The following is a 13821-nucleotide window of genomic DNA, read 5'->3' as shown; positions in this document are numbered from 1 at the left end:
CGAAACAAGTTCAGGGTGACGAATGGGAAAAGCCGCGCCGGAACCGAATCCCACAGGCCTTAGACGCCCCCCTACCCGATTCCCCTTGCCCGCCATGGGCCGATGGTTTCATAGGGACGCAAGATTGTTTCCCGACACGATGAGGATCGCCTTGCCATGCACCGCAAAAGCCTGTCCGCGCCGCTGGCGCTGGTTGCCCTGCTCATGACGCCGGGAGCGGCCGGGGCGACCGACGCGGCGGCGCCTGCAAGCGGGCTCGCCTATCCGGCGACCGAACGCGACGGCACCGCCGACACGCAGTTCGGCGTGACCGTCGCCGATCCCTATCGCTGGCTGGAAGACGACGTCCGCGTCGCGCCGAAGGTCGCCGACTGGGTCGCGGCGCAGAACAAGGTCACCGACGCCTATCTCGACACGCTGCCCGGCCGCGACATTTTCGCGAAGCGGATGACCGAGCTCTACAATTACGAGCGCTTCGGCCTGCCGCGCAAGGCGGGTGCCCGCTATTTCTACACGCGCAACGACGGGCTCCAGCCGCAGGCGGTGCTCCATGTCCGCGACGGTCTGGCGGGCGAAGGCCGCGTCCTGATCGACCCCAACGGCTGGGCGAAGGACGGCGCGACCGCACTGGCCGAATGGGAACCGTCGGAGGACGGCCGGTATCTGCTCTATGCGGTGCAGGACGGCGGCACCGACTGGCGCATCGTGCGCGTCATGGACGTCGCGACCGGCGCCGACACGCCCGACGAGATTCGCTGGGTCAAATTCTCGTCGCTCGACTGGGCGAAGGACGGCAGCGGATTCTATTATTCACGCTTCCCCGAACCGCAGGCGGGCGAGGCGTTCCAGTCGCTCAACGAAAATCACGCCGTCTATTTCCACAAGCTCGGCACGCCGCAAAGCGCCGATGTGCTGATCCACGCGAGCCCCGATCAGCCGAAGCTGAACCACAGCACGCGCGTCACCGACGACGGCAAATATGTGCTCGTCGTCTCGTCGGAGGGGACCGACGAACGCTATGCGCTGACACTCCACCCGGTGAAGGGCGGCAAGGCGATCGCGCTGGTCGACGACTTCGCGAACAATTGGGAATATGTGACCAACCAGGGCCCGCGGTTCACCTTCGTCACCAACAGGGACGCGCCGCGCCAGCGCATCGTCTCGCTCGACATCCGCAAGCCCGGCGTCCTGACCGAGATCGTCCCGCAGCAGGAGGCGACGCTGGTCGGCGCCTCGCGCGTCGGCGACCGCCTGATCCTCTCCTACCTCGGCGACGCGAAGTCCGAGGCGCGGATGGTCGCGCTCGACGGCAAGCCGGTCGCGACCATCAATCTGGCCGCGATCGGATCGGCGGCGGGCTTCGGCGGCAAGCCGGGCGACCCAGAGACCTTCTACGCCTTTTCCAGCTTCGCCCAGCCGACGACCATCTACCGGCTCGACACGGTGAGCGGAAAGACCGACGTCTTCGCGGCGCCGAAGCTCACCTTCGACCCGAAGCAGTTCGCGGTCGAGCAGCGCTTCTACAAGTCGAAGGACGGCACCGAGGTGCCGATGTTCGTCATCCAGAAGAAGGGCATCGACCGGTCGCAGGGCTCGCCGACCCTGCTGTACGGCTATGGCGGCTTCAACGTGTCGCTGACCCCCGCCTTTTCGCCGACGCGGCTCGCCTGGGTCGACAAGGGCGGCGTGCTCGCGATCGCCAACCTGCGCGGCGGCGGCGAATATGGGAAGGCGTGGCACGACGCCGGCCGGCTCGCCAACAAGCAGAATGTCTTCGACGATTTTATCGCCGCGGGCGAATATCTGATCGCTGAAGGGATCGCCGGCCAGGGCAAGCTGGCGATCGAGGGCGGGTCGAACGGCGGCCTGCTCGTCGGCGCCGTCACCAACCAGCGCCCCGACCTGTTCGCCGCCGCGCTGCCCGCGGTCGGCGTGATGGACATGCTGCGCTTCGACCGCTTCACCGCCGGGCGCTATTGGGTCGACGACTATGGCTATCCGTCCCGGGAAAGCGATTTCCGGAACCTGCTCGGCTATTCGCCCTATCACAACATCCGGGGCGGCACCGCCTATCCGGCGATCCTCGTCACCACCGCCGACACCGACGACCGCGTCGTGCCGGGACACAGTTTCAAATATACCGCCCAGTTGCAGCACGCCGATATCGGACCGAAGCCGCACCTGATCCGCATCGAAACGCGCGCCGGCCACGGATCGGGCAAGCCGACCGACAAGATCATCGCAGAGGCGGCCGACAAATATGCCTTCGCCGCCAAATGGACCGGGCTAGCCGTCGAATAACGCTGCCTCACTCCGAAAGAACGCACATGTCGCACGCCTTCTCCTTTTCCGCGACCGATCCCGCGATGCTGTGGGCCGAAGTGGCCGACGCCGCCGCGGCGCTGGTGGCGGGCGAAACCGACGGCATCGCCAACATGGCGAATGTCGCGGCGCTGGTCTGGCAGGCGATCCCCGACCTCAACTGGGCGGGCTTCTATCGCTTCGACGGTCGCGAGCTGGTGCTGGGGCCGTTCCAGGGCAAGGCGGCGTGCATCCGCATCCCGCTCGACAAGGGGGTGTGCGGTGCCGCCGCGCGGCTGCGCGCGACGCAGCGCGTCGCCGACGTGCAGGCCTTTGCCGGCCACATCGCCTGCGACGCGGCGAGCCGCAGCGAACTGGTCGTGCCGATCGTCGTCGCGGACCGGCTGATCGGCGTCCTCGATCTCGACAGCCCCCATCCGGACCGCTTCACGCCCGAGGATCAGGCGGGTGCCGAGGCGCTGATCGCCCGCGTCGCGCCGGCGCTCGCGGGCTGACATTGGCCCAAAATGGGACGCGCGGATCAGGGTAAACGGATTCGCGGACAAGCCTCGATTTTGCTAACATCCTGTTAACCAATGGCGGATTGCCGCCGGAAAAGGGGATTTGGCATGCGCACCATCTTGTTGCTCGGGGTCGCCGCGGGGTCGCTGCTGCTGGCAGGGCGCGCCAACAGCACGGAGGCGCCCGCTCCAGCGCCATCGCTCGAATATGGCGTGCCCACCGCGACCGACACGCGCGTCTACACCGGCTATCCCGATCGCGTGCCGAGCGAGGTCGAGTATCGCGGCGGCGATTATCCGCCGCCGCCGCCCGGCGCGGTCTTTCGCGGCAGCTATGACGCCGAAGGGCGCTGGACCGGCACCTGGGACGGCACCTATGAAGCGCCTGACGGGCGGCGCTATCACGGCAGCTACGAAGGTTCGGTCGAGGGCCGGCCGGGCGCGGGCGTCGATTATCCGCCCCCGCCGCCCGGCTATGCGCCCTATTATGGCGGATACGACCATGCCTATGAGGAAGAGATGCAACGGCGCTGCGGCCAGGGGGGCACAGTGGGCGGTGCGGTTGTCGGCGGCGTCGTGGGTGGCATCGCAGGCAATCGCATCGCCGGCCGCGGCAATCGCACCGCGGGAACGCTGATCGGCGGCGGGCTCGGCGCGATCGCGGGCGCCGCGATCGGCGATGCCGCGGATCGCCAGCGGTGCGAGGCATGGCGGGCGAGCCGCGGGGGCTATTACCAGGGCGGCGCCTATCAGCACGGTTACGGCTATGGCTATGGATATGGCTATTACACGCCGGGCGTGGTGGTGACGACGATCATCAACGGCCCGCCGGTGGTGACCGAACGCGTCGAAACGAGCACGCGCACCTATTATGAAACGGTCCCGGTGAAGAAGCGCGTCGTCGCCAAGAAGCGCTGGAAACCGAAACCCAAGCCGCGCTGCGTCTGCTGAGAAAGAGCGTTCGCGCGCAATCGGGTCGCCGCGTATCGAGGGCAGTTCAGCGACGCGAAAGCATCGGCCGCCTAAGGCGGGCGGTGATCGCGGGCGCCATCCCCCTGTCCGCCAAGGAGCGTAGCCGATGCGTAAGCTGACCAGCCTTGCGACCGCCACCGCCATCGTCCTGACCTCGGTCGGCCTGTCCGCCACGCCCGCCGAGGCGCGCAGCCGCCATGGCGGCTGGGGCGGCGGAGGCTGGGGCTATCGCCACCACGACCGGATCGACGCCGGCGACGTGATCGGCGGCCTGTTCGTCATCGGCGCGATCGCCGCCATCGCCAGTGCCGCGAGCCGGGACGGCCGCGATCGGCGTAACCGCGACGATCGCTACGAACCGCCGTATCGTGACGATCCGCGCGACATGCCGCGCTATGAATCGCGCCGCGACGACGCGCCGCGCGCCTATGGCAGCGGCGAAGCCGAAGCGCGCGCCGCCGATGCCTGCAGCTGGGCGGTCGAGGGCGAGATGGGCGACGACGCCCGCGTCGACAGCATCACCGACACCTGGCCGGCCAACGGCGGCGACGGCTGGTATGTCACGGGCACCGCGTCGCGCCTGGGTGGCGAGGTGCGCAGTTTCGGCTGCAGCTACCGGAACGGCCGCGTCATCGACGTCAGCTTCGGCTGAGCCGATATCGGCGCCCTTTTGCGTCGGGCTTTCGGCGCATATCTCCTTCACACGAACAAAGGCCCGTTCCCCGGCGCGCCGCTTTTCGAACGGCACCGCAGCTCGCGGCGGGCGCCGGGCGCGGTCCAAGACTGAACCCCAGATAAGCGGAGAGTTCAGGGCCGCGTCACCGCAGCGGCTCTACAAGGGCTCCAACAGGCAGCGACCGCTGCCTCGTGTGAAGGAGACCGAATATGACCCGGACACCCCTCCCCCGGACCGTCCCGGCCTGGACCAAGGCCGTGATCGGGACAGTCGCCGCGGGCGCCATGCTGAGCGCCACGCCCGTGGTCGCGCGCGACCGCCACGATGACGGCATCGGCGCGGGCGAAATCATCGCCGGTGCGGTGGTGCTCGGCGGGCTGGCCGCGATCCTCGCGTCCGGCAACGACCGCTACGATCGATACGACAGCCGGTATCGCGGCCGCTACGACGACCCTCGTTATGGGCACGGCTATGACTATCGCCGCTATGGCGACAGCCGCGGTGCGGTGAACCAGTGCGTCAACGCCGTGCAGCGCCGCGCGAGCCGCTATGGCCGCGCCGACGTGACCGAGGTGACGCGGATCGATCGCAAGCGCGACGGCTACAAGATCAAGGGTCGGCTGGTGGTGCGCGACGGCTATGGCCGTTGGGGCCGCGGCGAATCCTATGACAAGGGCAAGTTCAGTTGCGACGTGCGCTATGGCCGCGTCCATGACCTCGACGTCTCGGGCCTGCGCCGCTGACGCTTCGTCGCGCTCGGCCCACCGGCGCTTTTCGGCGCGCGGTGGGCCGTTGTCGCCTTGCGGCGGCCCGGCCGCCGACGCCCGCGTCGCTATATGAAAATTTACCTTCTTCCTTTAGAGCCTGAAACGGGACCATAATTACCGCCGGACGTGGGGGTCGGGCGGCAGTATCGGGTCGCACCATGCCGCATCCAGAGGCCCCCGCCTCGACGGCTCCAGCCGAAAAGCGCCAACCGCGCCAGTCGCGGCTGGTGAAGGCTGCGCTCGGGTGCCAGCGGCTCGGCCGTTTCGACGTCACGATCCGCAACGTGTCCGAACATGGTATCGGGGGGCAAGGTCCCTATCCGCTCGAAATCGGCGAACGAATGACGATCTTCATGCCGGGGCACGATCCGATGCTCGGCACCGTGCGCTGGGTCGCGGACCGGAAATTCGGCATCCAGACCGACCAGCCGATCGAAACCGTCCGGCTGCGCGCGGCGCACGGCGATCAGCTCGTCACCGCGGACGCCAAGGCCGATTTCCAGATCGTCCCCGCGCCGCGGCTGTCGACATGGCGGCCCGGCCTGGGGCTGACGACCAAGCTTCCCGGCCACTACGGGCGCGGCCGCTAAGTCTCTGAGCACAAAAAAACCGGCGCGGATCGCTCCGCGCCGGGTCCCCCTTTGCCCTGTAGCGATGCGGCGTCAGGCGACGCGGCGCACTTCGTTGCCTTCCTCGTCGATGTCGCGCAGCACATAGCCGCGGCCCCAGACCGTCTCGATATAGTTTTCGCCGCCGCAGGCCAGCGCCAGCTTCTTGCGCAGCTTGCAGATGAAGACGTCGATGATCTTGAGTTCGGGCTCGTCCATGCCGCCGTAGAGATGATTCAGGAACATCTCCTTGGTCAGCGTCGTGCCCTTGCGGAGCGAAAGCAGCTCCAGCATCTGATATTCCTTGCCGGTCAGATGGACGCGGACGCCGTCGACCTCGACCGTCTTGGTGTCGAGATTGACCGCGAGCTTGCCGGTCTTGATAACGCTCTGGCTGTGCCCCTTCGAGCGGCGGACGACCGCATGGATGCGGGCGACCAACTCGTCGCGGTGGAAGGGCTTGGTGACATAATCGTCGGCGCCGAAGCCGAACGAGCGCACCTTCGAATCCATTTCCGAAATGCCCGACAGGATCAGCACCGGTGTCTGCACCTTCGCGGTGCGCAATTTCTTGAGCACGTCATAGCCGTGCATGTCGGGCAGGTTCAGGTCGAGCAGGATGATGTCGTAATCATAGAGCTTGCCCAGATCGAGGCCTTCCTCGCCCAGATCGGTCGTGTAGACGTTGAAGCCCTCGGTCGTCAGCATCGTATCGATCGCCTTGGCGGTCGTCGGCTCGTCCTCGATCAGCAGTACGCGCATTGGGCACCCCTTAACCTGTTTCCCACGATCATCCCGCGACCTGTCCGCCGGCTATCGTGACGCCCCCGGCCGACCCCTGTTTGCAGGACTGCCGGAACATTAACCATGAAAGCAATGAAGGGAAAAGGTTAATTTTGATTTAATCGCCGGATTCCCGCGAGTCGCGCCCCGCGCACGACAGCTTCAGCGCCTCGACGAGATAGTCCGACAACGCCCGCACGCGCGCGGGGCGGAGGCGCGAGGGCGGCGAAAGCAGGTGGAGATAGGCTTGCGGAAGCGACCAGTCGGTCAGGATCTTCACCAGCGCGCCCGACGCCAGCGCCTCCTCCACGATGAAGTCGGGCAGCACCGCGATGCCGCCACCCGCGACGAGCAGCGGGACCATGACATCGCCGTTGTTCGCGAACAGCGGCCCCGTCGGCAGGACCGTCGCTTCTTCGCGCGCCCGATAGAACCGAAGCGGCGCGGCGCGCTCGCGGTGGCCGTAGCCGATCAGCCGGTGCGCGCCGAGATCGAGCGGATGCCGCGGCGTGCCGTGGCTCGCGAGATAGGCGGGGCTTGCCAGCACCGACGCCGCGACCGGCGCGATCGTGCGCACGAGCAGACTGGAATCGGCGAGCGGCGCGATCCGCAGCGCAAGATCGATGCCTTCGGCGATGAGGTCCTGGCGCGCGTCGCTCAGCGCCACCTCGATCTCGACCGCGGGATGGCGTTCGAGGAAAGCGGCGAGCGGCGGGCCGAGCACCTTGATGCCGAAGCTCATCGGCGCCGCGAGCCTGACCGGCCCCGCAAGGTCGAGCCGGTCGCCGCGCGCCGCCTCGGTCGCCGCCGTCGCCGCCGCGACCATCGCGCGCGCTTCGCCGAGCAGCCCCTCCCCCGCCGTCGACACCGTCACAGAGCGCGAGCTGCGGTGCAGCAGGGTGATGCCGAGCGACGCCTCGAGCCGGCTCACCGCCTTCGACACGCTCGCCTTCGACAGACCGAGCGCCCCCGCCGCGGCGGTGAAGCTGCCGCTGTCGGCCACCGCGGCGAAACAGGCCCAGCCCTCATAATCGGGAAGCGCCATCAATACCCCCAATTCGGAAACGATCGTTTTCCATCTACGCTATTCCAGAAACGATCGCCATCGCTATCTTGGCTGCAACACGAAAGGCCGCCGGGGCATATGGCCCGTGGCGGCGATGAAAGGACGATGAAAGGACAAGGCCATGATCGATATCCGCAAGTTCGATACGCTGGGCCACGCCGACCACGGCTGGCTCGATGCCCGCCACCACTTCTCCTTCGCCAACTATCATGACGAGGACCGGATGGGCTGGGGCGCGCTGCGCGTCTGGAACGACGACGCCATCGCGGCGCAGTCGGGCTTTCCCCCGCACCCGCACCGCGACATGGAGATCATCACCTATGTCCGCACCGGCGCGATCAGCCACCGCGACAGCATGGGCAACAGCGGCCGCACCGCGGCGGGCGACGTCCAGGTGATGAGCGCAGGCACCGGGGTCACGCACAGCGAGTTCAACCTCGAGGACGAGGAAACGACGCTGTTCCAGATCTGGATCATCCCCGATCGTCCGGGCGGCGCGCCCGGCTGGGGTCAGCGCGAATTTCCCAAGGCCGACCGTTCGGGCCGGTTCGTGACCGTGGCGAGCGGGATCGAGGGCGACGGCGAAAGTTTCGGGGCCCTGCCAATCCGTGCCGACGCCCGCGTCGCGGCGGCGACGGTGAGCGCGGGCGACCGCGTCGCCTATGATCTCGGCGCCGGACGCCACGCCTATCTGGTCGCCGCCAAGGGCCGCATCCGCGTCAACGGCACGGACGCCGATCCGCGCGACGGCATCGCGATCCGCGACGTCGCCCGGATCGAGGTCGAGGCGATCGACGACGCCGAACTGGTGCTCGTCGACAGCCTCTAGCTCCCCCCGCTCCCCTCCCGCCTTCGGGAGGGGAGCTTCGGGCCGCCGCCAATCCCCCTCCCCGGCGGCGGCCCACTCTCTCTTTTTTCAAGGCCGACTGAAAGGACAAGGAAGATGGCAAAGGTTCTGGTGCTTTATTATTCGAGCTATGGGCATATCGAGACGATGGCCGACGCAGTGGCCGAAGGCGCGCGCGCCGCGGGCGCCGAGGTCGATATCCGCCGTGTCGCGGAAACCGCGCCCGAAGCGGTCGTCCAGGCCGCCGGCTTCAAGACCGACACCGCGCACCCGCTGCTCAGCGACCCCAAGGAACTGGCGAACTATGACGCGATCGTCGTCGGCACGCCGACGCGCTTCGGCCGCATGTCGAGCCAGATGGCGAGTTTTTGGGACACCGCCGGCGGCGTCTGGGCGCAGGGCCTGCTGACCGGCAAGGTCGGCGCCGCCTTCACCTCGTCGGCGACGCAGCATGGCGGACAGGAAACGACGCTGTTCAACATCATCACCAACCTGCTGCACTTCGGCCTGACGATCGTCGGGCTCGATTATGGCTATGCGGGCCAGATGGGTGTCGAAGAGGTCAAGGGCGGCGCGCCCTATGGCGCGACGACGATCGCCAACGGCGACGGGTCGCGCCAGCCGAGCGAAGCCGACCTCGGCGGCGCGCGCTATCTGGGCGAACGCGTGGCGCGCACCGCCGCGAAGCTGGCGGCCTGACCCGATGCGCCGTCTGCCGAGCCTGTTCCTTTCGCACGGCTCGCCGATGATGGCGCTTGAGCCCAGTCCGGCGCGGGATTTCCTCGCCGGACTGGGCATCCGTCTGCCGCGCCCCCGCGCGATCCTCGCCGTGTCGGCGCATCACGACGCCGCGCAGGAAGGCGGTAGCGCGACCGTCACCGCATCGCCCCGGCCGCCGACGATCCACGACTTCGGCGGCTTTCCCGATGCGCTTTTCGCGATGCGCTATCCCGCGCCGGGCGATCCCGCGCTGGCACGGCGCATCGCCGAGCGTCTCGCCGCTCACGGCCTCGCCGTCACGGTCGATGCGGAGCGCGGGCTCGATCATGGCGCCTGGGTGCCGCTTTCGCTGCTCTACCCCGACGCCGACATTCCCGTCGTCCAGCTTTCGATCGCCTCCCACGCGCCGCCCGAATGGCATTATGCGCTGGGGCAGGCGCTCGCTCCGCTGCGCGATGACGGGGTGCTGATCGTCGGATCGGGCAGCATCACCCACAATCTCCGCGCCTATTTTTCCGCACGCCCGCCGATCGACGCCCCGGCGGCGCCCTGGGTGACGGCGTTCACCGACTGGATCGCCGACCGCATGGCCGCCAACGCCGTCGACGACCTGCTGCACGCGGTCGAACGCGCGCCGCACGGTCGCGACAATCACCCGACGCCCGATCACATCCTGCCGCTGTTCGTCGCGATGGGCGCGGGCACGGACGCGGACGGCCTTCACGCCAGGCGGTTGCACGACAGCGTCACCTATGCGGTGCTCGCGATGGACGCCTATGCTTTCGGTGCGGAGCAATAGATTTCAGCGACCTTGGCGCGCCTGGACGCTTCGCCTATAGCGCGGCGATGCTGCTGTCCGACCATGTCCTGTTCCTCGATGGCGAGGCCCTCGTCATCGACAAGCCCGAAGGCCTGCCGGTCGATCCGCCGCGCGACGGCAGCCTCAGCCTCGAGAATCATCTCGACAGCCTGCGCTTCGGCTTTCGGCGCTGGCCGCTGCCCGTCCATCGGCTCGACCGCGACACCTCGGGCTGCCTGCTGCTCGCGCGCAATCCCAAGGCGCACGGCCGCTTCACCCGGGCTTTCGAGGCGCGCGCGGTCGAGAAACGCTATCTGGCGATCCTCGACGGCGTGCCCGCTGGCGATAGCGGAACGATCGACCTGCCGCTCGCCAAGACGTCGAGCGCGGAGACGGGCTGGCGGATGATCGGCGACCCGAAGGGCAAGCCGTCGGTGTCGCACTGGGAAAAGCTCGCCGTCGCGGACGGCCGTGCGCTGCTTCGCTTTCGCCCCGAAACGGGCCGCACCCACCAGCTTCGCGTTCATGCGCTCGAAGGGCTCGGCTTCGCGATCCTCGGCGATCCCGTCTATGGCCGCGGCCGGAAGAGCGATCGCACCCTGCTCCACGCCGAGCGGCTGGTCGTCGACCGTGACGTCAAGCCGCCCATCGTCGCCGAGGCGCCCTTCCCCGACCGCTTCGCCGCGCTGGGCTTCGCGGCGCCCGAAGGCGCGGCGCCGACCCGTGGCTGACATCCCCGAAAGCGCGATCTCCGAACGCTTTCTCGCCGGCTCCGGCCCCGGCGGACAGAATGTCAACAAGGTCGCCACCGCGTGCCAGCTTCGCGTCGACGTTTTCGCGCTCGGCCTGCCGCCCGATGCGTACCGCCGGCTCAGGACGCTCGCCGGGAGCCGGCTGACCGCCGACGGCGAACTGGTCATCCTCGCGCGCCGCTTCCGCACCCAGGAGGCGAACCGCGCCGACGCGCGCGAACGCCTCGGCGAGTTGATCGACGCCGCGCTGGTCCGTCCCGAACGGCGGATCAAGACGAAGCCCAGCAAGGCCGCCAGGGCGCGGCGCGTCGACAGCAAGAAGGCGCGCAGCGCGGTGAAGGCGGGCCGCGGCCGCGTGCGCGGCACCGACTAGGCCCCCCTCATGCACCTCTACCGCCTCGACGCCCCGGCGAGCCGCATTGCCGCGGCCTTTGGGGCGGAAGCCGGCGACGATCCATGGGCCGGCGACTATGTCGCGCCCGGCCGCCCGGCCCCGGTGGTCGTCGGTGACGGGCGCGGCGGGACGCGGTGGCGGCTGCGCCCGCGATTGTGGGGCGTTCCGCCGCCCGCGTCGGGCACGCGCCCCGTCACCAGCGTCCGCAACCTGTCGAGCCCGTTCTGGATCGGCACGCTGCGGCATCCCGAACTTCGCTGCCTCGTCCCCGCGACCAGCTTCGCGCTGTGGTCGGGCCCCGCCGGCGCGCGACGCCAGCACTGGATATCGCTCCGCGCCCGGCCGCTCTTCGCCTTCGCCGGCATAGTGCGCGACGCGGCGGACTGGCCCTGCTTCGCGGTGCTCGCCACCGATCCCAACAGCTTCGTCGAGCGCCTCGCCGGGCAGGCGATGCCGGTGATCCTGAATCCGGAGGATCACGCCCGCTGGCTGACCGCCGACTGGCGCGATGCGGCCGGACTGGTCGCCGCCTGTCCGGGGCATTGGATGGAAATGGGACCAACGCCGCCTTAACCAGCCCGTTTCACCACGCCCGTTGACCTTGCGATAACCATCGGATCGCTAGACCGGAGACGTTCGAATCATTCGAAAGGTCGATCCGCCGTGCCGAACCGCAACGCCTTTGCCGTTCCCACCGACACACGCCGCGCCGAGCGCGCCTCGATCGACGGGCGCGTGCGCTTTCGCGAAGCGGGGCAGAATCCGTTCGACGCCGAACTGTTCGACCTGTCGTCGACCGGGTTCCGCATGTTCACCTTTTCGCGGCAGGCGGTCGGCAAGCGCATCTGGGTCAGCCTGCCGGGGCTCGAACCGCGCGAGGCGGTGGTGCGCCGCGTCGCCGGCGACAATTACGGCTGCGAGTTCGTCGAGCCGCTGCACCCGTCGGTCGCGAGCCACCTCCAGACCAAGCTCGGCCGGTAAGCGCCGACGTCGGGATCAGCCCTCAGGCTGCTCCGACTTCCTGAGGATATGCGCCCATTCATCGGGCGTGACGCGCCCGACCGACAGGCGCGACAGGCGGACGAGGTCCATGTCGGCGAGCTTCGGGTCGGCCTTGATCGCCGCAAGCGTCACCGGATGCGCCAACGCGCGCACCGGCTCGACGCGCACCACGACCCAGGGCGAGCCCGCCTCCGCGGTCGGATCGGGGAAACTCTCCTCGGTGATCCGCATGATTCCGACGCACGCCTTGCCGATGTTGCTGTGATAGAAGAGCGCCTCGTCGCCGACCTTCATCGCCTTCATGTTCAGCTTGGCGCTGTGATTGCGCACGCCGTCCCAGATTCCCGTTCCATCCTTGACCAGATCGTCCCAGCCATAGACGTCGGGTTCGGATTTCATCAGCCAATATTGCTTGCCCATGGCGGGGGCTTAGCCGAGCGGCGCGCACGGTGGAACCGCCTTTTTCCCTTTCCCGGCGCCGGCCGACCGCCTAGATCGCAAGGGGGCGCGAACATGCCGACCGGCATCGCGTCAACGCATCGAACAATGGATACAACAGCATGACCGCCGCCGTCCCCGTCATCTCCCTTTCGCTGCCTGCGGACCGCTTCGCGCAGGATTTCGGCGCTTCGTTCGAGCGGTTCGGCTTCGCGATGATCACCGACCACGGCATCGACCCCGCGCTGATCGACGCCGCCTGGACAAAGGCCAGGGCGTTCTTCGCGCTGTCCGAAGAGGCGAAGCGCGCCTATCATCTCGCCGGGCTGGGCGGCGCGCGCGGCTACACGCCGTTCGGGGTCGAAATCGCCAAGGGCGCGAAGGAGGTCGACCTCAAGGAATTCTGGCACGTCGGCCGCGACCTGCCCGAAGGCCATCCGCTCGCCGCGCAGCAGCCGAACAATGTGTGGCCGGACGAGGTTCCCAGCTTTCGCACCACCTTCGAAACGCTGTTCGCCGAATTCGATCGCGTCGGCGGCCGGCTGCTCTCCGGCATCGCGCGCTATCTGGGCCTCGCGCCCGATTTCTTCGACGCGACGGTGCAGGACGGCAACAGCGTGATGCGCCTGCTTCACTATCCGCCGGTCGAAGGGCCCGCGAAGGGCATCCGCGCCGAGGCGCATGAGGACATCAACACGATCACGCTGCTGCTCGGTGCGGAAGAGGCGGGGCTCGAAATCCTCGACAAGGACGGAAGCTGGCTGCCCGTCGCGCCGCCGCCGGGCGCGATGGCGGTCAATGTTGGCGACATGCTGCAGCGACTGACCAACAACCGCCTGCCCTCGACCACGCACCGCGTCCGCAACCCCGACGCCGGCCGCGCCGGCGTCGCGCGCTATTCGATGCCCTTCTTCCTGCATTTCCGTTCGGATTATCCAATTCGGACGCTGGAGAATTGCATCGATGCCGCGCACCCGAACCTCTATCCGACACCGATCACCGCCGACGCCTATCTGCAGGAGCGGCTGCGCGAGATCGGGTTGAAGAAATAGGGCGCAGTCAGCAGAGGTCCATGTCGGAGTGCGTCCTCTGAACTTCGTCATGCTGAACTTGTTTCAGCATCCATGGCCGGGACTCGAAATCGGCGCCGCGCCGAAGGAAAAGGCAGACCATGG

Annotated in this window: 17 protein-coding genes; 14 read left to right on the top strand and 3 right to left on the bottom strand. The window is 68.2% G+C overall.

Annotated features, from left to right (window positions below; translation table 11 throughout):
• The first annotated feature begins 156 nt into the window (after positions 1-156).
• The 6 genes from SGR02S_RS16630 to SGR02S_RS16605 all read left to right on the top strand — a co-directional run bounded on the left by SGR02S_RS16630 (position 157) and on the right by SGR02S_RS16605 (position 5827).
• The gene (locus tag SGR02S_RS16630; RefSeq protein WP_067112477.1) at positions 157-2301 is read left to right on the top strand and encodes a prolyl oligopeptidase family serine peptidase; all 2145 of its coding nucleotides are present in this window, start codon (positions 157-159) and stop codon (positions 2299-2301) included.
• 26 nt (positions 2302-2327) lie between these two features.
• A complete protein-coding gene (gene msrC, locus SGR02S_RS16625; protein WP_067112475.1) occupies positions 2328-2816 on the top strand; it encodes a free L-methionine (R)-S-oxide reductase MsrC in 489 nt (162 codons plus the stop codon).
• Between the two features lie 114 nt (positions 2817-2930).
• Complete coding sequence (locus tag SGR02S_RS16620) at positions 2931-3773, top strand: glycine zipper 2TM domain-containing protein (protein WP_067112472.1); 843 nt, start codon at positions 2931-2933, stop codon at positions 3771-3773.
• Positions 3774-3900: 127 nt separating this feature from the next.
• The gene (locus SGR02S_RS16615) at positions 3901-4446 is read left to right on the top strand and encodes a hypothetical protein (protein WP_067112469.1); all 546 of its coding nucleotides are present in this window, start codon (positions 3901-3903) and stop codon (positions 4444-4446) included.
• Between the two features lie 233 nt (positions 4447-4679).
• Positions 4680-5213: a hypothetical protein gene (locus tag SGR02S_RS16610; RefSeq protein WP_067112466.1), complete on the top strand. Its 534-nt coding sequence runs from the start codon at positions 4680-4682 to the stop codon at positions 5211-5213.
• A gap of 182 nt (positions 5214-5395) precedes the next feature.
• Positions 5396-5827 (top strand): PilZ domain-containing protein, encoded by a 432-nt coding sequence (locus tag SGR02S_RS16605; protein WP_067112462.1) that lies wholly within the window; start codon positions 5396-5398, stop codon positions 5825-5827.
• A gap of 72 nt (positions 5828-5899) precedes the next feature.
• Here SGR02S_RS16605 and ctrA read toward each other — a convergent pair whose 3' ends face one another.
• Both ctrA and SGR02S_RS16595 read right to left on the bottom strand, forming a co-directional pair.
• Entirely contained in the window at positions 5900-6607 is a 708-nt protein-coding gene (gene ctrA / locus SGR02S_RS16600; protein ID WP_003040277.1) for a response regulator transcription factor CtrA, read from the bottom strand.
• A 139-nt stretch (positions 6608-6746) separates the two neighbouring features.
• Positions 6747-7673: a LysR family transcriptional regulator gene (locus SGR02S_RS16595; RefSeq protein ID WP_067112459.1), complete on the bottom strand. Its 927-nt coding sequence runs from the start codon at positions 7671-7673 to the stop codon at positions 6747-6749.
• Positions 7674-7815: 142 nt separating this feature from the next.
• Here SGR02S_RS16595 and SGR02S_RS16590 point away from each other — a divergent pair, with 142 nt between their 5' ends.
• The 7 genes from SGR02S_RS16590 to SGR02S_RS16560 all read left to right on the top strand — a co-directional run bounded on the left by SGR02S_RS16590 (position 7816) and on the right by SGR02S_RS16560 (position 12187).
• Entirely contained in the window at positions 7816-8523 is a 708-nt protein-coding gene (locus tag SGR02S_RS16590; protein ID WP_067112456.1) for a pirin family protein, read from the top strand.
• 114 nt (positions 8524-8637) lie between these two features.
• A complete protein-coding gene (gene wrbA, locus SGR02S_RS16585) occupies positions 8638-9240 on the top strand; it encodes an NAD(P)H:quinone oxidoreductase (protein ID WP_067112453.1) in 603 nt (200 codons plus the stop codon).
• Between the two features lie 4 nt (positions 9241-9244).
• A complete protein-coding gene (locus SGR02S_RS16580) occupies positions 9245-10060 on the top strand; it encodes a DODA-type extradiol aromatic ring-opening family dioxygenase (RefSeq protein ID WP_067112450.1) in 816 nt (271 codons plus the stop codon).
• A 47-nt stretch (positions 10061-10107) separates the two neighbouring features.
• Complete coding sequence (locus SGR02S_RS16575; RefSeq protein WP_067112447.1) at positions 10108-10791, top strand: RluA family pseudouridine synthase; 684 nt, start codon at positions 10108-10110, stop codon at positions 10789-10791.
• The gene (gene arfB, locus SGR02S_RS16570; protein ID WP_067112444.1) at positions 10784-11185 is read left to right on the top strand and encodes an alternative ribosome rescue aminoacyl-tRNA hydrolase ArfB; all 402 of its coding nucleotides are present in this window, start codon (positions 10784-10786) and stop codon (positions 11183-11185) included. The genes SGR02S_RS16575 and arfB overlap by 8 nt, the downstream gene beginning before the upstream one ends.
• Before the next feature lie 9 nt (positions 11186-11194).
• Positions 11195-11779, top strand: a complete 585-nt coding sequence (locus SGR02S_RS16565) for an SOS response-associated peptidase family protein (protein WP_067112441.1) — start codon at positions 11195-11197, stop codon at positions 11777-11779.
• Positions 11780-11869: 90 nt separating this feature from the next.
• Positions 11870-12187, top strand: a complete 318-nt coding sequence (locus SGR02S_RS16560) for a PilZ domain-containing protein (protein WP_067112438.1) — start codon at positions 11870-11872, stop codon at positions 12185-12187.
• 15 nt (positions 12188-12202) lie between these two features.
• Here SGR02S_RS16560 and SGR02S_RS16555 read toward each other — a convergent pair whose 3' ends face one another.
• Entirely contained in the window at positions 12203-12628 is a 426-nt protein-coding gene (locus tag SGR02S_RS16555; protein WP_067112435.1) for an EVE domain-containing protein, read from the bottom strand.
• Between the two features lie 140 nt (positions 12629-12768).
• Here SGR02S_RS16555 and SGR02S_RS16550 point away from each other — a divergent pair, with 140 nt between their 5' ends.
• Positions 12769-13698 carry an isopenicillin N synthase family dioxygenase gene (locus SGR02S_RS16550; RefSeq protein WP_067112432.1) on the top strand — a complete coding sequence of 310 codons (930 nt, stop codon included), beginning with the start codon at positions 12769-12771 and terminating at the stop codon, positions 13696-13698.
• The last annotated feature ends 123 nt before the right edge of the window (positions 13699-13821 follow it).

Origin of the sequence: Sphingopyxis granuli NBRC 100800 (assembly GCF_001591045.1) — a bacterium.
Lineage (GTDB): Bacteria > Pseudomonadota > Alphaproteobacteria > Sphingomonadales > Sphingomonadaceae > Sphingopyxis > Sphingopyxis granuli.
The sequence above is the reverse complement of the archived record's forward strand: the minus strand, read 5'-3'. Positions and strand labels throughout refer to the sequence as shown.